Raw genomic sequence first — 18,735 nt, forward strand, 5'->3', positions numbered from 1 at the left:
ATCGCGCCGATGCCGTGGTGTGACATCGCCGTGACGCGCGGAGCGAGGAGGGCGGAGCGTCAGCCGAGGTGGTAGTTGACGTGCGCGGACCAGCGGGCGAAGCCGGCCCGCTCGTAGAGGGCGACCGCCCCGGTGTTCGACTCGTCCACGTAGAGCATCACTCGGTCCAGCCCCCGGCGGCGCAGGTACGCCAGCCCGGCCGAGGTGAGCGCCTTGCCGAGCCCACCGCCGTGCGCGGCCGGGTCGACCCCGAGCACGTAGACCTCGCCGATGCCGGCCGCGCCGGGCCGGGAGTGCACCTTGGTCCAGTGGAAGCCGAGCAGCCGGCCGGTGTCCGCGGCGACGGCGAGCAGGAAACCGGCCGGATCGAACCATGGCTCGGCGAGGCGTACCCGCAGGTCGTCCGCCGTCCAGCGGCCCTGCTCGGGGTGGCTGGCGAAGGCCCGGGCGTTGAGCGCGAGCCAGTCCGCGTCGTCCCGCCCCGGCACGAACGCGCGCAGCACCACCCCGTCGGGCAGGCGCGGCTCGGGCGGCGGGTCGGCCAACGGCCGGCGCAGCTGCCAGAGCACCCGGGCCCGGGTGAGGCCGAGGTCGACGCCCAGCGCGGCGGCGGACGGGTGGTCGCCGTGCGCCCACGCGCGTACCGGCCCGGTGGCGGCGGCGAGGGCCTCCCGGGCCAGCGCCCGGCCGGTGCCCCGCCGCCGGTGCGCGGGGTGCACGGCCAGCTCCACGCCGACGCCCCCGGCCGGATCGGTGGTGTCCAGGTGGGCGTACCCGGTCAGGGCGCCGTCCGGCGCGCGGGCCGTGAGGTGCACGGCCGGGGCGTGCGGGTCGCGCAGCCGCAGCAGCGTGTGCTCGTCGAACGGGTCGGCCCCGTCGGCGTCGCCCGCCGCGCGGGCCAGGGCCAGCACGTCGGCCACCTCGCCCGGCGTCAGCAGGTCGGCCCGGGTCACCCGGTCGGTCATCGGCTCGGCGCTGCTCATCCGACCAACGGTAGCGGGGCCGCCGGCCGGGCGGGGCCGGCCGGCCTCGTCGCGCTCGGCGTGGGCCTGGGCGAGTTCCGCCGGGGCCGGCGCGACAGCCGACCCGGGCACCGGTCGCCGGCTCAGGTGGTGCCCGTCGGCAGGGCCTCCAGCCGGAACCGGGCGGCCAGGTCCGGCAGGAGGCTGCGCAGCGCGTCCACCGTGCCCTGCCGGTTGCCGCCGGCGTCGTGCAGCAGCACGATCGAGCCCGGCTGTGCCTCGGCGGAGACGTCGTGGACGATCCGGGCCGCCCCCGGGGCCTTCCAGTCCGAGGGGTCGACGGTCCAGTGCAGGGGGACCAGCCCCAACTCCTCGGCCACCGACACCACCGGGTACGTCCACGCGCCGCCCGGCTGGCGGTAGTAGGCGATCTCGGCGTCCGGCACGGCGGCCCGGATCGCCGCGTTGGTGCGCAGCAGGTCGGCCCGGATGACGTCGGTCGACCGCTTGCCGAGCAGTTCGTCGTGGTGCCAGGAGTGGTTGCACAGGGTGTGGCCGTCGGCCACGATCGCCTGGATCAGGTCGGGGTGGCTCTGCGCGTTCTCGCCGACCACGCAGAACGTGGCCGTGACGCCGTACTCCCGCAGCAGCGCCAGGACCTGCGGCGTGTACTGCGGGTCCGGCCCGTCGTCGAAGGTCAGCGCCACCTGCGCCGACCCGGTGGTGACCCGGGCGCCGAACAGGCCGTCGCCCCCGCTCTCCGGTGACTGCGCGGTCCCGCCGTCCTGACCGGCCTCGGTGGGCGCGGCGGGACCGTCGGCGGAGGAGGGCGGCGCCCCGCCCCGGCCGGGGCCGGTCTGCGCCGGCTGGTCGGCGAAGCTCGGGTCGTCCGCGCTCGCCGTGATCCCGGTGGCCTGCCGGGTCGGGCCGGGCACCATGCTGCGGCCCAGCGCGTACGCGGAGCCGAGCAGGGAGACCACCACGAGGGTGGCGAGCGCCACGAACCGCCCGGTCGCGTCGACGCGCATCAGTGGTCGCCGCCGCTCGGTTGCGGGGGCCGGCCCCTCGTCGCCCCCGTGGTCATCGCACGCACCGTCGCCCCTTTCCTCGGCCACTTCGCCAGTCAGGATAAAACTGGCTAGTGGCGCAAAAGGGGCAAACCGGCAATCACGTGGCTCGGGCTGGCACCGGGCGGGTCAGCCGGGGACAGGGCCGGGCAGAAGCGGGATCGGGCGGTCAGACCGGAATCGGGGCGTGCTCCGACTCGGGCAGCGACCGCGACGGCGGCACGACGAACTTGTAGCCGACCTGCCGCACGGTGCCGATCATCGACTCGTACTCCGAGCCGAGCTTTGCCCGCAGCCGCCGCACGTGCACGTCCACGGTGCGGGTGCCGCCGAAGTAGTCGTAGCCCCAGACCTCGCGCAGCAGCTGGTCCCGGGTGAAGACCCGGCCCGGGTGCTGGGCCAGGAACTTCAACAGCTCGAACTCCTTGTACGTCAGGTCGAGCGGCCGGCCCTTGAGCTTCGCGGCGTACGTGTCGGGGTCGATGCTCAGCTCGCCGGCCCGGATCGAGCCGCCCGCCCCGGACGTGGCGTTGCTCAACCGGCCGACCGCAAGCCGCAGCCGCGCCTCCACCTCGGCCGGACCGGCGCTGGCGAGGATGACGTCGTCGACGCCCCAGTCCGCGTTCAGCGCGATCAGCCCGGCCTCGGTGACCACCGCGACCAGCGGCACACCGAGCCCGGTGGCGTGCAACATCCGGCAGGTCGCCCGGGCCTCGCTCAGCTCCGAACGCGCGTCCACGAGGACGGCGTCCGGGCTCGGGCCGGCAACCAGCGTGCGGACGTCGCGGGGCGCGGTGCGCACCGAGTGTGGCAGCAGGTCGAGCGCCGGCAGCACCACCGATGGTTCACCTGCGCGCGCAGTCACCAGCAGCAGGATCTCCACACGATCACCTCCGTCCCGGCGGCCCTCAAGGCCGCGCGCGACCAGCAGCACCCTGAGGCGGGGTGCGCTGAGAACTTGCGTGGGTCCCGGCGTCGCTGACGGGCGGGTAACGGCTTGAGCGTAACCGATCGCTCCGTCCGTGCCTCCAGGTCGTTTCCCGTTTGTCGGCCTTGCCCACGATCGCGCCGCAGGTTTTAACGTCGCGGAAACCGTGGCCACCGATCCGACACCCCGGTCTGGCACGATCAGGGCGTGTTTCCCTCGACCTCCTCCGAGGCCGGCCGGGACCCGTGGGCCGACGAGGCCCACCCTGGGCCGGCCGGTCGTGCGCACCCACCGGCCCCGCGCACCGGCCCGGACGTCGACGACGACGCCCCTCCGGCACGCCGTGGGCGGCCCCGCCGGCTGCGCCGGGGCGGCGAACCCGCCCGGCGTCCCGACGACGAGGCCGTCGACGAGCTGGACGAGGAGGAGATCGAGCCGGTCGAAATACGCCGGCCGCTCGCCCTGACCGTCGCCGGGTTCGCCGCGCTGCTCGGCGTCGGCCTGGTGCTCGGCGCGCAGACCGCCGGTCCCGGGCACCGGCTGCCGTTCGCGCTCATCATCTTCGGCGTGCAACTGATCTTCGTCCTGGCCTGGACGATGGCCATGCGCCCGCCCGCCCTGCTGCTGGTGGCGCTCACCAGCGCCGTGGTGGCCGCCGCCGCCGACACCGCCGCCGTGCGGTCCGACGTCGCCGGCCTCGCCCCGCTGGGCTACCTCGCGGCCGGGGGCTTCCTGCTCGGCGTGCTCGGTCAACTGGTCCGCCGGGTCGACCGCGTCCGGGTCACCGACTCGCTCGGCACCACGCTGCTGATCGTCGTCGGCGTGGTCGCGTTCGCCACGCTGATCGTGCTCAGCCGGATCCCGGCGGGCACCCAGGCGATCACCGTCTGCCTCACCGCCACCGGCGTCGCGCTGACCGTGGCCCGGATCACCGACGCGGTGCTGCCCTGGCCCCGGCTCGCCCCGCAGGTGCCCCGGGGCGCGGCGGGCGTCGTGATCGGCGCGATGGTCGGCACCCTCGCCAGCGCGGTCCTCGGCAGCTTCCTGGTCAGCTTCACCCCGACCAGCGGAGCGGTGATCGGCCTGGTCACCGCCGCCACCGCCGTGCTCGCCGACCTCGCCGTCGGATACGCGGAGGCGGGGCGCCTGATGGCCGGCGAGCCGCCGACCATGTGGGTCGCCCGGCACATGCAGGGCCCGCTCGGCGGCTTCGCCCTGGCCGCCCCGGCGGCGTACGCCATGTGCGTGCTGTTCCTCTGACCGGTCCTCGGGCCGCTCTCCGGCCGCTCCTCCGACCGTCCGAGGGGCGGCCGGCTGGTCGGACCGCGCGGCGCGACAGGCGGTTGGGGCTTTCCCGCTTCGGGTACTCTCCGGGGCGCCGCTCGGGCGGCACCGGTGCCAGGGGTGCGCCGGCACGACAGAAGGAGGCGGCGTGGCGACGGCCCACCCGGCGTACGAGGAACGTCCCCGGCGACGCGGGCGCAAGGTGCTCATCACGCTGCTGGTCCTGCTGCTGATCCTGGGCGGGCTGCTGGTCGCCGCCGACCGGGTCGCCGCCGGGGTGGCCGAACGGGCCATCACCGACCAGGTCAGCCAGGAGATCACCAAGCAGGGCGCCCAGTCCTCGCCGCCGGAGGTCGAGGTCGGCGGCTTCCCCTTCCTCACCCAGGTGCTCGACGGCAGGTACGAGCGGATCTCCATCCGGCTGCGCGACGTGCGGGGCTCGGTGAACGGCGACGCGGTGGCCCTGCCCGAGCTGAACGTCGACGCCCGCAACGTGCGGGCCTCCCTGGAGACCCTGCGCACCCAGCAGGGCGACGTGGTCGCCGAGACCGTGAACGGCACCGGCACCATCACGTACGAGAGCCTGGCCGCGCTGCTCAACCGGCCCGGCCTGACCCTCGGCGAGCGCGACGGCCGGCTCGCCGTCACCGCCCCCGTCGACATCCTCGGGCAGAAGCTGACGCTCACCGGGACCGCCGACGTGACCGTCGGCAAGGAGGGCGCGATCTCGCTGCGCTTCAACGACGTCGACGCCGAGGGGCTGCCGAACATCCCGCTGGCCCGCACCCTGCTGAGCAACTACGCCAAGGACATCTCGATCGACGTCCCCCTGCCCGACCTGCCGTTCCAGCTCGCGGTGCGCGAGGTCAAGCCGCTGCCGCAGGGCCTGGCGGTGACCGCAGCCGCCAAGGACGTCCCGATCAACTCGGCCGGCTGACCGCCCGCTCCCGTCCGCACGGCGTGCGCCCGGCCGGCGACTGTCGGTCGGGACGGGCGTCCCGGATGCTGGTCGGGCCGGTGGCGGGATCCGGGATCGCTGGTAGTGTCCCTGCTCATGGGGACGCTCCTCACCAAACGGCGCGCGGTCGACCTGTGCCGCGTGGCCACCTGCCTGTGTCGCCCCGTCATCTGACGGCGGGGCTGTCCTCGGCCGCCTGACGGCGGCCACCGGCCACAGGGTCTGCGTACCCTCCCGGTTCTTCCCCCTGAACGCCCGGCAGCGGCGCCGTCGCACGAACCCGTGATCCCGTCCTTCCTCTGGGTCCCGCGCGGGGTGCGACAGCTACAGACTTCGTACTCGCGCAGGCTCACCATCCACCTCACCAGGGAGTGATCTGATGAGTCGCGACACCGCACTCGTCTCGGCCGAGTGGGCCGAGAAGAACATCGACGCCCCGGGCGTCGTCTTCGTCGAGGTCGACGAAGACACCTCGGCCTACGACACCGGCCACATCGCCGGCGCCATCAAGCTCGACTGGCGCACCGACCTGCAGGACCCGGTCCGCCGGGACTTCGTCAACAAGTCCCAGTTCGAGGCGCTGCTCTCCGAGCGCGGCATCTCCAACGACGACGTCGTCGTCCTGTACGGCGGCAACAACAACTGGTTCGCCGCGTACGCGTACTGGTACTTCAAGCTCTACGGCCACCGCGACGTCAAGCTGCTCGACGGCGGCCGCAAGAAGTGGGAGCTGGACGCCCGCCCGCTGGTGACCGACGCGGTGACCCGCCCGGCCACGCAGTACGTCGCGCAGGAGCCGGACACCTCGATCCGCGCCTTCCGCGACGAGGTCGTCGCCGCGATCGGCACCAAGAACCTGGTCGACGTGCGCAGCCCCGACGAGTTCGCCGGCCGGCTGCTCGCCCCCGCCCACCTCCCGCAGGAGCAGGCCCAGCGCGCCGGCCACATCCCCACCGCGATCAGCGTGCCGTGGTCCAAGGCGGCGAACGAGGACGGCACCTTCAAGTCCGACGACGAGCTGCGCAAGATCTACGCCGCGGCGGGCCTGGACGACAGCAAGGAAACCATCGCCTACTGCCGGATCGGCGAGCGCTCCTCGCACACCTGGTTCGTGCTCCAGGAGCTGCTCGGCCACGCCAACGTGAAGAACTACGACGGATCCTGGACCGAGTACGGCTCGCTGGTCGGCGTGCCGGTCGCGCTCGGCGACGAGCCCGGGGAGGCCTGAGCCATGACTGCTCCCACCGCTCCTACCGCTGCCGGGTGCGCCGCGCCCGACCAGGCCGCCCCGCTGCCGGCCAGCCTGGACCTGGAGAAGGAGACCGTCATCACCGGCGCCGTCCGGTCCGAGGCGGGCGACGCCGTCGCGGGCGCGTACGTCCGGCTGCTCGACTCGACCGGTGAGTTCACCGCCGAGGTGGTCACCTCGCCGGCCGGCCAGTTCCGGTTCTTCGCCGCCCCGGGCACCTGGACGCTGCGGGCGCTGTCCCGGCACGGCAACGGCGACACCACCGTGACGGCCGCGCGCGGCGTCAACGAGGTGACGGTCACCGTAGCGCCGTAAGGGCCCCTCCTAACACCTGCGCACCGCACGCGCATCGGCTCGGGCCGGTCGCCCCGCACAAGGGGTGACCGGCCCGAGCCGTGTCGGCTTCGGGAGCGCGTCACGACGTGCAGCCGCCGGCATGATCGACGCGGCGCACGCAGCGGCGTCGACCGCCGAGCCGCCGGTCGCAGAAGACCTGGTGTTGCGCGTCCGGCGCGCCCTCCTCGGACACCGTCGTCTCGCCGAGCACCAGCTCCGGCAGGAACGCCAGCGACCGGCCGATCGCGCGGGCCAGCAGCCGCGCCGCCGGCAGGTCGTCGGCGGCGACGGTCAGGTGTACGACGTACCGCTCGCGCCCGGTCGCGGCGGTCACCCCCGCACCACCCGGGGCCCGAACCGGGACTGCCAGTCGCGGAGCGCGCCCTTGATCCGCGCGTTCTCCTCCCGGGTACGGTCCAACTCGGCGTGCAGCGCGGCCAGCTCGTCAGCGATCCGGCGCAGGTAGCCGTCCACCTCGGCCGGGTCCAGCCCGCGCCGGCAGCGGCCGAACCGCTGCTGTCGCACCTGCGTGGCGCAGAGCGGCCGGTACGCCGTCGACCGGTGATGGTGGCCCGCGTTGTGCCGCCCCGGCGGCCCGGCCCGGCCGGTGGGGCGGGCGCTGGGCATGTTGACGGCGCGGTGGGCAACGGGCCGGCCGGCGGCGAGGCTGGTCGTTGGCCGGTTCGCCGCTGGGCGGCTGCTCGCGAGTTGGCTGGCCGTGGGTCGGGTGCTTGTGGGAGGGCTGGCCGTGGGTCGGGTGGTGGCGCGGTGTCGGGCCGGTGGGCGGCGGTCGGGTGGTCGCCCGGCTGTCGCCGAGCGGCCGGTTGCCGTCGACCGGTTCCGGCGGAACAGCCGCAGGAGCACGCGCACGATGAGGACCACCTCTCCGCATGGGCAGCCGGCAACAGCGCTGCCGGGGAAGGCGGCCGGGACGGGCGTGTCCCTTTCGACTCCGACACCCGCCCCGACCGGGGGATGAGCCCTACTCGTTGCCACGCGAGGAGCGCTCATCGGCAAACTTAGTCACTGAAGTCGCGAAAGGCAACCTTCACCTGTTTGGTGTCTTCAGCTTGTTTCCCGCACTTGTCGCGTGATCGAATCGCAGGTGCCACGCGAGGAGTGTCATGCCTGCTTTGCCCGATTACTTCAAGATCGCTAACGAGATCATGTCGGATGTCCGGAGTGGTCGACTGAAACCGGGGGACAAGCTGCCCTCGATCGCCGAGCTGTGCGAGCTGCACAGGGTGAGTGCGTCGACGATCCGGCTGGTCTTCGTGCGCCTTGAGGCGCTGGAAGTGATCGACCGGCATCAGGGGAAAGGCGTTTTCGTCACCGATCCGGCGACCTGGCTGCGCAAGCCCTGACGGGGCGAGATCTTGGAAGATTTCGGCCCCCAGAGGGGCCACAAACTTCCAAGATCTCCTGTTCCGGCGCCGCCAGGCGCAGCCGGGGCGGGCGGGGCGAGACGGGGCGGAGTAGGGCGGGCATGATCGTGCTCGATCCGGGATCGAGTGGCCTCCCTGCGGAGCGATGCCACTCTTTCCCTGATCGAGCGGGGCCTTCCTCCCCGCCGGGCGCGATCTTGGACCTTGGCCGGGTGCGCCCGAACGGACGCCCCGAGCGGGCGCGAAGGGTGCTTACCCGTCCGACGCCTGTTCGGCGGCCCGCTGCACCCGGGCGCGGTGCTCGGCCCACCGGCTCGCGTCGGCGTACGGCAGGTTGTCGATGTCCCGCAGCAGCCCGGCGGTGCCGTCGATCGTCTCCCGGACGATGTCCGCGTGCCCGGCGTGCCGGTGGCTCTCGGCGGTCACGTGCACCAGGACCCCGTGCAGGGTCAGCCGGTTGCTGCCCGCCGGCCACCAGGGGACGGTGCCGATCGCGTCGAGCGGCAGCGCCTCGATCGTCGCGTCGGCGTGTGCCCAGGCCCGGCGGTAGAGCGCGACGAGTTGCTCGCGGGACTCGTCGGCGGTCGCCCACATGTCCGCGTTGGGGTCGATGTCGGAGTCGAGCCAGGGCATCGACTCGTCGTGCGGCCGGCCGAACGTCGGCCCGAAGTAGCCGAACTCGACGCCGGCCAGGTGCTTGACCAGCCCCAACAGGTTGGTGCCGGTCGGGGTGACGGGCCGGCGGATGTCGTACTCGGAGAGCCCGTCGAGCTTCCACAGCAGGGCCTCGCGGGCGCCGCGCAGGTATCGGTGCAGGTCGGCCTTGGCGTCGGGTGGCGTCATCCGCACACCCTGCCACCCGCACCCCCGCCCCGCACGCCCGCCGCCCCCACCCAGAGGGCGGGGGCGGGGTAGGCGGGGGTCAGTTGCCTCGGCGGCGGAGCTTGGCGCCCCACTGGGCCACCGTCACCAGCAGCGCGCCGATGCCGAGGGCGAGTGCGCCGATCAGGCCGACGGCCGCCGTGGAGGCGCCCGTCACCGGCAGATCCTGGCTCGCGGACATGTTCACCTCCCTCACGCGTCGGTCGTGGCGGGGACGGCGAAGCGGGTGGGGGAGGCCCACACGCACCGGTCCACCGTTGGCTGGCGGATGGCCTTGACCAGGGCGTGCACCAGGATCACCCGGTACAGCAGGTCGGCCAGCACGATCGTCGGCAGGAACAGCAGCAGGCGGGGGCGGCGCAGCCGCCAGGCGGCGAGCGCGACCCAGAGCCCCTGGCCGGCGAGCAGGAGCAGCAGGCCCGTGCCGAGGCCGGGCCCGGCGGTGGCGAGCAGCCACAGCGTGAGCGGCGCGCCGAGCACGTAGAGCAGCCAGTGCGCCATGAGCAGCACGTACGCGTAGTCGAAGCGGGTGTTCCGGCGGCCGACGGAGTGCCCGATGATGCCTTGGAAGGTGCCCCACAGCCAGCGCAGGTTCTGCTTGTACCAGTCCCGGCCGTTCGTCGGGTCCTGCAGCAGCGCGGTGGCGCGGGGGGCGTACACGACGCGGCCGAGGCCCCGGCGGTGCGTCTCCAGCACCCAGTACGTGTCGTCGACGATGTACGGCGGCTGCTGCGGCAGCAGCACGTCGAGCAGCTCCGTGCGGTAGATCGAGTTCGAGCCGGAGATGCAGTTCATGACGTTGAAGTGGCTCTGGATGCGGCGTACGACTGCCTGGTAGTTCCAGTAGCTGTAGGCGCGCTTGGCCAGCCACGGGTTCCACCGCCGCTCCGGCGGCCACCAGGTGACGTTGTGCCCGACGACGATCGCCACCCGCTCGGTGAGGTGCGCCAGCGCGGCGGTGACGAAGTCGGGCGCGACCAGCACGTCGTCGTCGAGGATGGCGACGGCCCGGTACGCGGTGCCGAGCCCGAACCGGACGTACCCGGCGTGCAGGGCGGCGGGCTTGCCGACGTTGTCCGTGAGCTCCAGCACCTCGGCCCCGGCCTCGGCGGCCTCCCGCGCGGTCGCGTCGGTGGAGGCGTCGGAGACCACGTACACCCGGGCGCCGGTGGCGCGGGCGGCCCGCACCGCCCCGGCGATCGTCGCCGCCCCGTTCCGGCAGGCGATCATGATGGCCACCTCGTCGGGGGCGACCGGCCGGTACCGGGGGAACTCGGGGCGCTCGCCGTGCCGGGTGACCCGCTCGGGGCGGAGGAAGCCGTAGCCGAACGCGGCCACGATGAGGAACAGGACGATCCCACCGAGAGTAATCGTGGAGATCAGGAAAGCTTCCCGCATGAGGCCCATTTCGCAGGTGAGGGGGTATGCGAAAGCCGCTCACGTTGCGGCGCTGCGGTAACGCTACGTGTTCTTCGGGCGGTCGCCAAATGCCGGCCCGGGTTCTGGCCGTTCGGCTGACCCGCCGTCGCCGGCCGGCGGAGTCGCGGCCGGTCAGGGGCGCGAAGCGCCGCGCGCCGGCCGGGCGTTGGGCCACGCGTGACACGATGAGCGGGTGAGTGGTGCTGCCCCTGCCGGATACGCCCCGCCGACCGGCCCCGGCGGAAGCGGAGAGCCGACGCCGCCGGCCCGCCGGTCCCGTTGGCTGCTCGTGGCGACCGTGGCCTGGGCGGTGCTGCTCGGCGTACTCACCTGGGTCTCGGTCCGCGACGACGGGCCGACGGTCCGCGAGCAGCGCAGCCTGGCCCAGGCCGGGCCGGTGGTCGACCGCGCGGTGGGCGAGCTGGTCGCGGCGGCCGGCGACCGGGCCGTCGCGCTCACGCCGGCCCGCACGGAGCCCGGCTGCCGGGTGACCCCGCTGCTCGACGGCGCGACCCTGGAGCGCGGCGTGGAGATCCTCGACCCCGCCGCCGACCCCCGCGCGGTGCTCACCGAGGTCGCCGACCGGCTGCCGGCTGGCTGGCAGGCCGGGGTCCGGGTGACCGGTGACGGCCCCCGGCTGCGGGCCGACGCGGGGGAGTTCGTGCTGGTCGAGGGCCGCCCGGCCGGCGACGGCCGGCTCCGGCTGACCGTCCGCACCGGGTGCCGGCCCGTCGGCGACGGCTACCGCACGCCGTCCGCGCAGGGCGGCCCGGAGGCGGACGCGCTCGCCGCCGCCCTGCGGGCGCTGGCCGTCCCCGCCGCGCCGGCCCCCGAGCTGCTCGCCGCGCCGTGCCCCGGCGGCGACCGCCAGGCCCGCACCGCCCGCGTCACCCTCGACCCCGCCCCGGCCGCGCCGGCCACCGCGCTCGCCCCGGCCGCCGGCCGCGCGGTCCTGTTCGACACCCCCGAGGGGTACGCCTATCGTGCCGGCGCGGTCACGGTGGCCCTGACCGGCGGCGACCTCACCGCCACCACGCCCTGCCGCTGAGCCCCGCCCGCACGCCTGCCCAGCCACGCCCCGCCCGCACACCCCGCCCCGGAAGCCGCGCGGGGGTCAGCGGCGGCGGCGCACCGGGTCGCTCGCGGTGCGGCTGCGGCCCAGCGCGTCGACCAGCCCCCACCTGCCCGGGATGTCGAGCAGCTCCACCCGGCCCATGCCCGCCGGCACCGCCGGATCGATGATCAGATGCTCGCCCTGCGGCTCCAGGCCGAGCATCACCCGCAGCAGCAGCAGCGGGGTGCCGGCCGACCAGGCCTGCGGGCTGCACGCCGTCGGATACTCCACCGGATAGTCGGTGAGGTCCCGCTCGTAGCCGGCGAACGCCTCCGGCAGCCGCCCACCGAAGTGCCGCGACGCCGACAGGATGCCCTCGCAGATCCGGCCGGCCTCCTCGCGGAAGCCGTACCGCCACAGGCCCCACGCGACGATCGCGTTGTCGAACGGCCACACCGTGCCGACGTGGTAGCCGATCGGGTTGTAGCGGCCCTGGTCGTCGGCGAGCGTACGCACGCCCCAGCCGGAGAACAGCCGGGGCCCGAGCAGGTGCGCGGCGACCGGGCCGGCCTTGTCGGCGTCGACGATCCCGCTCCACAGCAGGTGACCGATGTTCGACGACAGGGCGTCGACGGGCCGCCCGTCCGGGTCCAGCGCCAGCGCGTAGTACTCGCGGTCGGGCAGCCAGAAGTCCCGGTTGAACCGCTCCTTCAGCTCCGCCGCCTCCCGCTCCAGCCGCTCGGCGTACGCGGGATCGTTCCAGACCGTGCGGGCCAGCCGCGCCCCGCGCAGCTTCGCGTCGTACGCGTACCCCTGGGTCTCGCAGGTGGCCCGGGGGAAGCCCGGCAGCCGCCCGTCGGAGTAGGAGATGGCGTCCCAGGAGTCCTTCCAGCACTGGTTCGCCAGCCCCGTCTCCGGGTTGCGGGTCCGGTACCAGACGTACCCGGTGCCGAGCAGGTCGCCGTACGTGTCGATCCACTCCAGCGCGCCCCGGACCGGGGCCTCCAGCTGCCGCACCAGGGCGGTGTCGCCGGTCCACCGCTCGTACTCGTCGAGCAGGATCACGAACAGCGGCGTCGAGTCGGCGGCGCCGTAGTACGGCGAGTGCGGCTGCTCCTCGAACCCGGCCGTCTCGCCGTACCGCAGCTCGTGCAGGATCTTGCCGGGCTCCTCGTCGCGGAAGTCGTCGATCCGGAACCCCTGGAGACCGGCCAGCATGGTGATCGTCGGCGGCACCAGGTCCGGCAGGAACGGCAGCATCTGCAACGAGGTGAAGATGCTGTCCCGCCCGAACAGGGTCATGAACCAGGGCAGCCCGGCGGCCATCAGCCGCACCCCGAGGGCGATCGACTCGTAGCGCAGGGCCGCCAGGTCGTTCAGGCTCCGCAGGTACGCCCCGGCCAGCGGCTCGCAGTCACAGCCGAGCTTCGGCGCCCGCGCGACGATCTCCTCGTGCTCGGCCTGGATCTCGGCGACCGAGCGGGGTTCCGCGCCCAGCGGCAGGTTGGCCCGGACGTCCTCGCCCCGGGCCCCGTAGATCACCGTGGCCACGTCGAGCCGGGTCGTCCACTCGCCGTGCGGGTCGACGCACACCCGGAACGTCATGCCCGCCGGGTCGACGGTCGCCGTGGCGCTGCTGCCCACCACGGTCTCCCGGTGGAAACCCTCCCGCCGGTACGTGAACCGCAGCTCGTTCTCCCCTGGGGTGGCGGTGGCCCGGCCCTTCTTGCGCCGGGCCTGCTTGATCTCGAACAGGTCGGCGAAGTCGGCCCCCATGTCGACCCGGACGACGAACTCGACCTCCCGCCCGGAGTGGTTGAGCACGGTCAGCTCCTCGGCGAAGCTGCCGCCGATGGACCGGCTGCGGATCACCGACACCTTCGCGTCGAGGTAGTGCGTCGGCGCGCCGGGCACCAGGAAGAACCGGGTGCGGTACGAGAACGCGTCGTCGATGGAGAGCGGATGCAGCCGCTCCCCGTCGACGGTCAGCACCCAGGTCGACAGGAACCGGGTGTCGAAGGAGAACAGCCCGGTCGGGAAGTCCTGCGACGGCTCGATGTCGCCCCGCCGGTCGCTGACCAGGAAGGTGTTGCCGTCGAGGATGCTGACCTGCTCCCTCACGCCGGCTTCCTCACGCCGGCCGGCCGGTCTGCTCCCGGGCCACCGCCCGGGGGTCCCGGGTGCCCGGCCGGGTGGGGAAGAACCGCCGGAACGCCAGGAAGAGCACCACGTCGCCGGTGAACGTGCTCTCGTTGCGCAGCATCGACGAGATGCCGTGCGCCCGGCCGGTGACGAGCTGGTCGAACAGGTCGGCGCTGCCGAACCAGTAGGCGTCGGCCGGCCCGGTCTCCCGGGTCACCCGGGCCGAGCCGGGGGCCATCTCGACCCGCCAGTGCTCGCTGTGGTTGCCGGTGGTGATCCGGAGCTGGAGCGTGCCGCGCACCGGGCCGCGCAGGACGGCGGGGGCGCGCGCCGGCAGCGTCGCGAAGAACCGCTCCGTCGCCTCGGTCGTCGCCCCGGTCACAGGGGAGATCGTAGGCAGGGCGGGGGACGAACCGGGTGGTTATCGACACTCAGTAGACGAGTGCCCGCGCCTCCTCGGCCATCGCCTCCTCGACGAAGACCGCCGCCCCGGCGATCCGCACGCCGGGCAGCACGTCGCCGGGGCCGATGTCCCGCCGGGCCGCGCACTGGGTGCAGGCGGTCACCCGACCCGTCGTCAGGATCACGTGCAGCAGCTCGCCCAGCGGCGCCGAGTGCGGCAGCTCGAACTGCTGCGCCCGACCGGGCAGCGCGAACCAGGTCGACTCCCCGGTCAGCCAGAGCGACACGTCCACCCCGGCGGCGGCGGCCGTGGCGGCGACGGTGAATGCCTGGGCGCACCGCTCCGGGGCGTCGGCCCCGGCGGTCGCCTTGACGACGAGAGAGCGGGCCATGGGGCCCAGCATAGGATGACCGGGATGGTTACCGAGATCGGGTTCGTCAGCCTGCTGGTCGCCGGCCTGGGCGCGCTCGCCGGTGGCCTGGTCTACGTTGCCGTACGCATCTCGAGAGGACGTTGGTGAGCGAGAACCCCCTCCAGCCGCCGTGGCTGAACGCGCCCCCGGTCGAGGAGTACCCGTACGAGGAGAGCCACGATCTGCGCGTCGGCCCGAAGCTGCACCCGACGCTGGACGGCCTGCTGCCGTACGTCGGGGTGTGGCGCGGCCGGGGCCGGGGCGGCTACCCGACGATCGAGGACTTCGACTTCGCCCAGGAGATCCGGATCAGCCACGACGGCCGGCCGTTCCTGCACTACGAGTCGCGGGCGTGGATCCTCGACGAGCAGAGTCGGCCGGTGCGCCCCGGCGGCCGGGAGATCGGCTGGTGGCGTCCGGTGCTCGACGGCGACGGCCGGGCCACCGACGAGCTGGAGGCCCTCATGTCCGTGCCGACGGGCGTGATGGAGCTGCACATCGGCAAGCGCAAGGGCACCCAGGTCGAGTTCGTCACCGACGCCGTGGTGCGCACCGCCACGGCCAAGGAGGTCACCGCCGGCCACCGCCTCTTCGGCATCGTCGAGGGCGCGTTGCTCTACGCGCAGGACATGGCCGCCATGGGCCACTCCCTGACCCCGCACCTGTCGGCCCGCCTGATCCGCGTCGCCGGCTGACCCGCGCTGCCGGCCCGGCCTCCCCGCCCGGCCCCGCCCCAGCCGCCCCGCGCCCTCAGCGGGGGTGGGCCAGCAGGGCCTGGGCGGCCCCGGTGAGCGCCGGGCGCGGCAGGCGGGTCCCGTCCAGGGTGTGCACCGGGGCCAGGCCGCGCAGGGACGAGGTGAACCACACCCCGTCGGCGGCGCGCAGCCCGGCCGGGGTGACCATGCGCTCCTCGGCGGTCAGGCCCAGGTCGGCGGCGTGGCCCAGCAGCCAGGCGGCGGTCACCCCGGGCAGGATGCCGGTGGCGGCGGCCGGCACCGTGCACAGGGTGCGCCCGGCCAGCCAGACGACGTTCGCGGTCGGCCCCTCCAGGGCGTAGCCGTCGGTGGAGACCCACAGCACGTCGTCCACGCCGTGCCCGGCGGCCCAGCGGCGGGCGGCGGCGCTCACCGCGTACGACGTCGACTTGATCCCGACCGGGAGCCAGCCCAGGGCGGGGCGGGCGGTGGCGGCCACGCCCAGCGGCAGGGTCGCCACGGAGATCCCTTCGAGCCGGGCCCGCCGGGCGGCGGCCGGCACCCTGGCGAGCGTGGCGTGCGCCGACGGCGGCCCGCCGCCCTCCGGCCCCCGCGTGCAGACCAGCCGCAGCGCGCCCTCCGCGTCGACCGGCCAGCCCGCGCAGACCTCCTCCAGCAGCTCGACCAGCACCCCGGCCGGCGGCAGCGGCAGGTCGATCCGGGCGGCCCCCCGGGCCAGCCGGGCCAGGTGCTCGTCGCGCAGCCAGGGCCGCCCGCCGCGTACGTGCATGGTCTCGAAGAGCCCGTCGCCCTGGAGCGCGCCCAGGTCGTCGCCGCGCAGCACCGGCTCACCGGCCGGCACGACGCCCCGCCCCAGCACCGCGACCCGCGCGTACGCCCCGCTGCCCACCTCCGCCACGACCGGTGAGCCTAGTCGCGTACCCCGTGGCGGCCGGCGCTTCGCGGCGGCCGAACTATGATCGGACGGTGTCCGAGTCATCCCTCGCGGAAGTGCTCCGCGCCCGTGGGCTGCGGCTGACGGCGCAGCGGCAGCTGATCCTCCAGGCGGTGCTGGATCTCGGGCACGCCACACCGGAGCAGGTGCACACCGCCGTCCGCGAGGTCGCCGCCGGGGTCAACATCACCACCATCTACCGCACGCTGGAGCTGCTGGAACGCCTCGGCCTGGTGACCCACACCCACCTGTCGCACGGCTCGCCCACCTACCACGCGGCCGGCGAGCACCAGCACGTCCATCTCGTCTGCCGGGAGTGCGGCGCGATCGACGAGATCGACCCGGGGCTGCTCGGGCCGCTGGCCGACCGGCTGGTCGCCGAGCGCGGGTTCCGGGTGGACATCGGGCACGTGGCATTGTTCGGCGTCTGCGGCCGGTGCGGGGAGGACCCCGCGGACGAGGGTGTGCCGGGCCGGAGCGAGGACGGGGAGCAGAAATGATCGACATCGCGGGCGCGGTGACCACCGACGCCATCGACGAGGAGACCCGGGACCAGCCGGAGCCGGCGCACCGGGCGGCCGGGGTGCAATCCGTCGCCGCCCACTACGGCGACCCGCTGCGGGAGCAGCGCGTCCTCGACACCGCCGTCGGTCTCGTCGACCGGTCGCACCGGGGCGTCGTCGCCGTGCCCGGCGAGGAGCGCATCGGCTGGCTGCACACCCTCACCACCCAGCACCTGGCCGCGCTCGCCCCCGGCGAGGGCACCGAGCTGCTGGTGCTCTCCCCGCACGGCCACGTCGAGCAGCACGCCATGGTCGCCGAGGACGGCGACACCACCTGGCTCGACACGGAGCCCGGTGCCACCGGGGGCCTGCTGGCCTACCTGGAGAAGATGCGGTTCTTCAGCAAGGTCGAGCCCCGCGACGCCACCGCCGAGCACGCCCTGCTCTCGCTGGTGGGGCCGGAGGCGACCGGGGCGCTCGCCACGCTGGGCGTGACCGGGCTGGCCGCGCCCGACGCCGTCGCGGTGCCCGGCCCGAAGTTCCGCGCCGGCGAGCTGCCGCCCCGGCCCACCGTCCGGTACTCCGTCGCGCCGCTGCCCGGCGGCGGGTGGGCCCGGCGGGGGCCGCTGGGCGTGGACCTGCTGGTGCCCCGTCCGGCCATGGACCGGGTCGTCGCCGAGCTGCGCGCGGCCGGGGTGCCGCCGGTGGGGCTGTGGGCGTACGAGGCGATCCGGGTCGCCGCCCGGCGGGCCCGGGTCGGGGTGGACACCGACCACCGGACCATCCCGGCCGAGGTGGACCTGATCGCCCCGGCGGTGCACCTGGACAAGGGCTGCTACCGGGGCCAGGAGACGGTGGCCCGGGTGCACAACATGGGGCGGCCGCCGCGTCGCCTCGTGCTGCTGCACCTGGACGGGGTGACCACCGACCGGCTGCCGGCCGCCGGCACGCCGGTGACCCTCGACGGCCGGGCGGTCGGCTTCGTCGGCACGGCGGTGCTGCACCACGAGCTGGGCCAGGTCGCGCTGGCGGTGCTGAAGCGCAACGTCCCCGACGACGCCCGCCTGCTCGTCGGCGACTCGGCCGCCGCCATCGAGCAAGGAAGCGCCCCCTCCTGACACCGCAGCCGGCGCGCAGGCAGGGCGTGGGTGGGGCGTGGCGCGGTGGCCGGCTGGCGGACGGGCGCGTCCGCTGTGGGAGCGCGCGCCGTCGACCGGGCCCCCGCGGGGCGTCTAGGATCGCCGGCATGACGACAGGGACGTTGATCACGGTTGCCCCCACCGGCGCGGAGTCGGCCAAGGCGGAGGTCCCGGCGCTGCCGGTGACCCTCGACGAGCTGCTGCTGACCGCCAAGGAGTGCGAGGCGCTCGGCGCCGCCGTGATCCACGTCCACATCCGCGACGACGAGGCCCGGCCCACGCTCGACCAGGGGCGGCTGCGGGAGACCGTGGCGGCGCTGCGCGAGGGCACCGACCTGATCGTGCAGCTCTCCACCGGTGGCGCGGTGACCGACCCGGAGGCCGACCGGCTGGCCGTGCTCGACGCCGGGCCGGACATGGCGTCCTGCACGATGGGCACGCTCAACTTCGGCGACGACGTCTTCCTCAACCGCTGGGAGTTCATTGTCGACCTGCACACCCGCATGCAGGAGCGCGGCATCGTGCCCGAGTACGAGATCTTCGACCTCGGCCACCTGACCGCCCTGCAACGGCTCCTCGGCAAGCACGGGCTGCCGCACGGCGGGCACGTGCACGTCGACTTCGTGATGGGCGTGCCGGGCGGCATGCCGGGCACCACGGCGACGCTGGCCGCCGCCCACCAGGCGCTGCGCGACCTGCCGGAGGGCACCACGTTCTCGGCCACCGGCATCGGGCGCAGCACCATCCCGGTGCTGCTGGCCTCCCTGTCGGCCGGCGGGCACCTGCGGGTCGGCATGGAGGACACGGTGACGTACGCGAAGGGCCGGCCGGTCGAGTCGAACATGCAGCTCGTGGCACGGGCGGTGGGCTTCGCCCAGCTCGCGCAGCGCCCGCCGCTGACCACCACCGAGGCCCGCGAGCTGCTCGGCGTCGCGCCCCGCTAGGCCCCGGTCGGGCGGCGC

Annotated in this window: 23 protein-coding genes and 1 pseudogene; 12 read left to right on the plus strand and 12 right to left on the minus strand. The window is 74.5% G+C overall.

Annotated features, from left to right (window positions below; all coding sequences use genetic code 11):
* Positions 1 to 59: 59 nt before the first annotated feature.
* The 3 genes from mshD to TK50_RS17930 all read right to left on the minus strand — a co-directional run bounded on the left by mshD (position 60) and on the right by TK50_RS17930 (position 2,912).
* Complete coding sequence (gene mshD, locus TK50_RS17920) at positions 60 to 983, minus strand: mycothiol synthase (protein ID WP_043965206.1); 924 nt, start codon at positions 981 to 983, stop codon at positions 60 to 62.
* Between the two features lie 122 nt (positions 984 to 1,105).
* Positions 1,106 to 1,990 (minus strand): polysaccharide deacetylase family protein, encoded by an 885-nt coding sequence (locus TK50_RS17925; protein ID WP_043965207.1) that lies wholly within the window; start codon positions 1,988 to 1,990, stop codon positions 1,106 to 1,108.
* A gap of 208 nt (positions 1,991 to 2,198) precedes the next feature.
* A complete protein-coding gene (locus TK50_RS17930) occupies positions 2,199 to 2,912 on the minus strand; it encodes a winged helix-turn-helix transcriptional regulator (protein WP_043965210.1) in 714 nt (237 codons plus the stop codon).
* A gap of 252 nt (positions 2,913 to 3,164) precedes the next feature.
* Here TK50_RS17930 and TK50_RS17935 point away from each other — a divergent pair, with 252 nt between their 5' ends.
* The 5 genes from TK50_RS17935 to TK50_RS17950 all read left to right on the plus strand — a co-directional run bounded on the left by TK50_RS17935 (position 3,165) and on the right by TK50_RS17950 (position 6,763).
* The gene (locus TK50_RS17935; RefSeq protein WP_043965212.1) at positions 3,165 to 4,217 is read left to right on the plus strand and encodes a hypothetical protein; all 1,053 of its coding nucleotides are present in this window, start codon (positions 3,165 to 3,167) and stop codon (positions 4,215 to 4,217) included.
* 172 nt (positions 4,218 to 4,389) lie between these two features.
* Positions 4,390 to 5,178 (plus strand): LmeA family phospholipid-binding protein, encoded by a 789-nt coding sequence (locus TK50_RS17940; RefSeq protein ID WP_043965214.1) that lies wholly within the window; start codon positions 4,390 to 4,392, stop codon positions 5,176 to 5,178.
* A gap of 117 nt (positions 5,179 to 5,295) precedes the next feature.
* Positions 5,296 to 5,373, plus strand: coding sequence for an Ms5788A family Cys-rich leader peptide (locus TK50_RS35625; RefSeq protein WP_311202345.1), 78 nt, complete (start codon positions 5,296 to 5,298; stop codon positions 5,371 to 5,373).
* A 205-nt stretch (positions 5,374 to 5,578) separates the two neighbouring features.
* The gene (locus TK50_RS17945; RefSeq protein ID WP_043965215.1) at positions 5,579 to 6,427 is read left to right on the plus strand and encodes a sulfurtransferase; all 849 of its coding nucleotides are present in this window, start codon (positions 5,579 to 5,581) and stop codon (positions 6,425 to 6,427) included.
* 3 nt (positions 6,428 to 6,430) lie between these two features.
* Entirely contained in the window at positions 6,431 to 6,763 is a 333-nt protein-coding gene (locus TK50_RS17950; protein ID WP_043965217.1) for a DUF1416 domain-containing protein, read from the plus strand.
* A 106-nt stretch (positions 6,764 to 6,869) separates the two neighbouring features.
* On the opposite strand, the pseudogene TK50_RS17955 reads toward TK50_RS17950, so the two are convergent.
* Together TK50_RS17955 and TK50_RS17960 are read right to left on the minus strand one after the other, a co-directional pair.
* Positions 6,870 to 7,118 (minus strand): annotated as a pseudogene (locus TK50_RS17955) (hypothetical protein); the annotation flags it as partial.
* Positions 7,115 to 7,411 (minus strand): DivIVA domain-containing protein, encoded by a 297-nt coding sequence (locus tag TK50_RS17960; RefSeq protein WP_043965221.1) that lies wholly within the window; start codon positions 7,409 to 7,411, stop codon positions 7,115 to 7,117. The gene TK50_RS17960 and the pseudogene TK50_RS17955, both read right to left, overlap by 4 nt.
* A gap of 497 nt (positions 7,412 to 7,908) precedes the next feature.
* Between TK50_RS17960 and TK50_RS17965 the strand changes: the two genes are divergently transcribed.
* A complete protein-coding gene (locus tag TK50_RS17965) occupies positions 7,909 to 8,148 on the plus strand; it encodes a winged helix-turn-helix domain-containing protein (protein ID WP_043965223.1) in 240 nt (79 codons plus the stop codon).
* 273 nt (positions 8,149 to 8,421) lie between these two features.
* On the opposite strand, the gene TK50_RS17970 is transcribed toward TK50_RS17965, so the two are convergent.
* The 3 genes from TK50_RS17970 to TK50_RS17975 all read right to left on the minus strand — a co-directional run bounded on the left by TK50_RS17970 (position 8,422) and on the right by TK50_RS17975 (position 10,449).
* Positions 8,422 to 9,012, minus strand: coding sequence for a DinB family protein (locus TK50_RS17970; protein ID WP_043965227.1), 591 nt, complete (start codon positions 9,010 to 9,012; stop codon positions 8,422 to 8,424).
* A gap of 79 nt (positions 9,013 to 9,091) precedes the next feature.
* Complete coding sequence (locus TK50_RS34445) at positions 9,092 to 9,232, minus strand: hypothetical protein (protein WP_176734426.1); 141 nt, start codon at positions 9,230 to 9,232, stop codon at positions 9,092 to 9,094.
* Between the two features lie 11 nt (positions 9,233 to 9,243).
* Entirely contained in the window at positions 9,244 to 10,449 is a 1,206-nt protein-coding gene (locus TK50_RS17975) for a glycosyltransferase family 2 protein (RefSeq protein ID WP_043966457.1), read from the minus strand.
* 214 nt (positions 10,450 to 10,663) lie between these two features.
* Here TK50_RS17975 and TK50_RS17980 point away from each other — a divergent pair, with 214 nt between their 5' ends.
* Positions 10,664 to 11,518, plus strand: a complete 855-nt coding sequence (locus tag TK50_RS17980) for a hypothetical protein (RefSeq protein ID WP_043965230.1) — start codon at positions 10,664 to 10,666, stop codon at positions 11,516 to 11,518.
* A gap of 66 nt (positions 11,519 to 11,584) precedes the next feature.
* Here the strand turns inward: TK50_RS17980 and TK50_RS17985 are convergent, their stop codons facing one another.
* The 3 genes from TK50_RS17985 to TK50_RS17995 are packed head-to-tail and all read right to left on the minus strand — an operon-like array spanning position 11,585 to position 14,472.
* Positions 11,585 to 13,645 carry an amylo-alpha-1,6-glucosidase gene (locus TK50_RS17985; RefSeq protein WP_043965232.1) on the minus strand — a complete coding sequence of 687 codons (2,061 nt, stop codon included), beginning with the start codon at positions 13,643 to 13,645 and terminating at the stop codon, positions 11,585 to 11,587.
* Between the two features lie 10 nt (positions 13,646 to 13,655).
* Entirely contained in the window at positions 13,656 to 14,048 is a 393-nt protein-coding gene (locus TK50_RS17990; protein ID WP_052503866.1) for a hypothetical protein, read from the minus strand.
* A gap of 49 nt (positions 14,049 to 14,097) precedes the next feature.
* Complete coding sequence (locus TK50_RS17995) at positions 14,098 to 14,472, minus strand: DsrE family protein (RefSeq protein ID WP_043965234.1); 375 nt, start codon at positions 14,470 to 14,472, stop codon at positions 14,098 to 14,100.
* Between the two features lie 12 nt (positions 14,473 to 14,484).
* Between TK50_RS17995 and mtfM the strand changes: the two genes are divergently transcribed.
* Both mtfM and TK50_RS18005 read left to right on the plus strand, forming a co-directional pair.
* Positions 14,485 to 14,589 (plus strand): small membrane protein MtfM, encoded by a 105-nt coding sequence (gene mtfM / locus TK50_RS35460; RefSeq protein ID WP_043966460.1) that lies wholly within the window; start codon positions 14,485 to 14,487, stop codon positions 14,587 to 14,589.
* Positions 14,583 to 15,176, plus strand: coding sequence for a heme-binding beta-barrel domain-containing protein (locus TK50_RS18005; protein WP_043965236.1), 594 nt, complete (start codon positions 14,583 to 14,585; stop codon positions 15,174 to 15,176). The genes mtfM and TK50_RS18005 overlap by 7 nt, the downstream gene beginning before the upstream one ends.
* A 55-nt stretch (positions 15,177 to 15,231) precedes the next feature.
* Here TK50_RS18005 and TK50_RS18010 read toward each other — a convergent pair whose 3' ends face one another.
* Positions 15,232 to 16,095: an aminotransferase class IV gene (locus TK50_RS18010; RefSeq protein WP_241774051.1), complete on the minus strand. Its 864-nt coding sequence runs from the start codon at positions 16,093 to 16,095 to the stop codon at positions 15,232 to 15,234.
* Positions 16,096 to 16,163: 68 nt separating this feature from the next.
* Between TK50_RS18010 and TK50_RS18015 the strand changes: the two genes are divergently transcribed.
* From TK50_RS18015 to TK50_RS18025, 3 genes are all read left to right on the plus strand, one after another.
* Entirely contained in the window at positions 16,164 to 16,631 is a 468-nt protein-coding gene (locus TK50_RS18015; protein WP_043965237.1) for a Fur family transcriptional regulator, read from the plus strand.
* On the plus strand, positions 16,628 to 17,752 hold the full coding sequence (gene ygfZ / locus TK50_RS18020) for a CAF17-like 4Fe-4S cluster assembly/insertion protein YgfZ (RefSeq protein WP_043965238.1): 1,125 nt from the start codon (positions 16,628 to 16,630) through the stop codon (positions 17,750 to 17,752). The genes TK50_RS18015 and ygfZ overlap by 4 nt, the downstream gene beginning before the upstream one ends.
* A gap of 128 nt (positions 17,753 to 17,880) precedes the next feature.
* Positions 17,881 to 18,717, plus strand: a complete 837-nt coding sequence (locus TK50_RS18025; RefSeq protein WP_043965239.1) for a beta-keto acid cleavage family enzyme — start codon at positions 17,881 to 17,883, stop codon at positions 18,715 to 18,717.
* The last annotated feature ends 18 nt before the right edge of the window (positions 18,718 to 18,735 follow it).

The sequence above is a fragment of the Micromonospora haikouensis genome (assembly GCF_000876225.1).
Lineage (GTDB): Bacteria > Actinomycetota > Actinomycetes > Mycobacteriales > Micromonosporaceae > Micromonospora > Micromonospora haikouensis.

What these genes read in the sequence shown, in the direction of transcription:
- mshD (WP_043965206.1), bottom strand. Translation starts at nt 983, where the DNA reads ATGAGCAGCGCCGAGCCGATGACCGACCGGGTGACCCGGGCCGACCTG.
- TK50_RS17965 (WP_043965223.1), top strand. Translation starts at nt 7,909, where the DNA reads ATGCCTGCTTTGCCCGATTACTTCAAGATCGCTAACGAGATCATGTCG.
- TK50_RS17995 (WP_043965234.1), bottom strand. Translation starts at nt 14,472, where the DNA reads ATGCTGGGCCCCATGGCCCGCTCTCTCGTCGTCAAGGCGACCGCCGGG.
- TK50_RS17970 (WP_043965227.1), bottom strand. Translation starts at nt 9,012, where the DNA reads ATGACGCCACCCGACGCCAAGGCCGACCTGCACCGATACCTGCGCGGC.
- TK50_RS17975 (WP_043966457.1), bottom strand. Translation starts at nt 10,449, where the DNA reads ATGCGGGAAGCTTTCCTGATCTCCACGATTACTCTCGGTGGGATCGTC.
- ygfZ (WP_043965238.1), top strand. Translation starts at nt 16,628, where the DNA reads ATGATCGACATCGCGGGCGCGGTGACCACCGACGCCATCGACGAGGAG.
- mtfM (WP_043966460.1), top strand. Translation starts at nt 14,485, where the DNA reads ATGGTTACCGAGATCGGGTTCGTCAGCCTGCTGGTCGCCGGCCTGGGC.
- TK50_RS18025 (WP_043965239.1), top strand. Translation starts at nt 17,881, where the DNA reads ATGACGACAGGGACGTTGATCACGGTTGCCCCCACCGGCGCGGAGTCG.
- TK50_RS17960 (WP_043965221.1), bottom strand. Translation starts at nt 7,411, where the DNA reads ATGCCCAGCGCCCGCCCCACCGGCCGGGCCGGGCCGCCGGGGCGGCAC.
- TK50_RS34445 (WP_176734426.1), bottom strand. Translation starts at nt 9,232, where the DNA reads ATGTCCGCGAGCCAGGATCTGCCGGTGACGGGCGCCTCCACGGCGGCC.
- TK50_RS35625 (WP_311202345.1), top strand. Translation starts at nt 5,296, where the DNA reads ATGGGGACGCTCCTCACCAAACGGCGCGCGGTCGACCTGTGCCGCGTG.
- TK50_RS17945 (WP_043965215.1), top strand. Translation starts at nt 5,579, where the DNA reads ATGAGTCGCGACACCGCACTCGTCTCGGCCGAGTGGGCCGAGAAGAAC.
- TK50_RS17925 (WP_043965207.1), bottom strand. Translation starts at nt 1,990, where the DNA reads ATGCGCGTCGACGCGACCGGGCGGTTCGTGGCGCTCGCCACCCTCGTG.
- TK50_RS17950 (WP_043965217.1), top strand. Translation starts at nt 6,431, where the DNA reads ATGACTGCTCCCACCGCTCCTACCGCTGCCGGGTGCGCCGCGCCCGAC.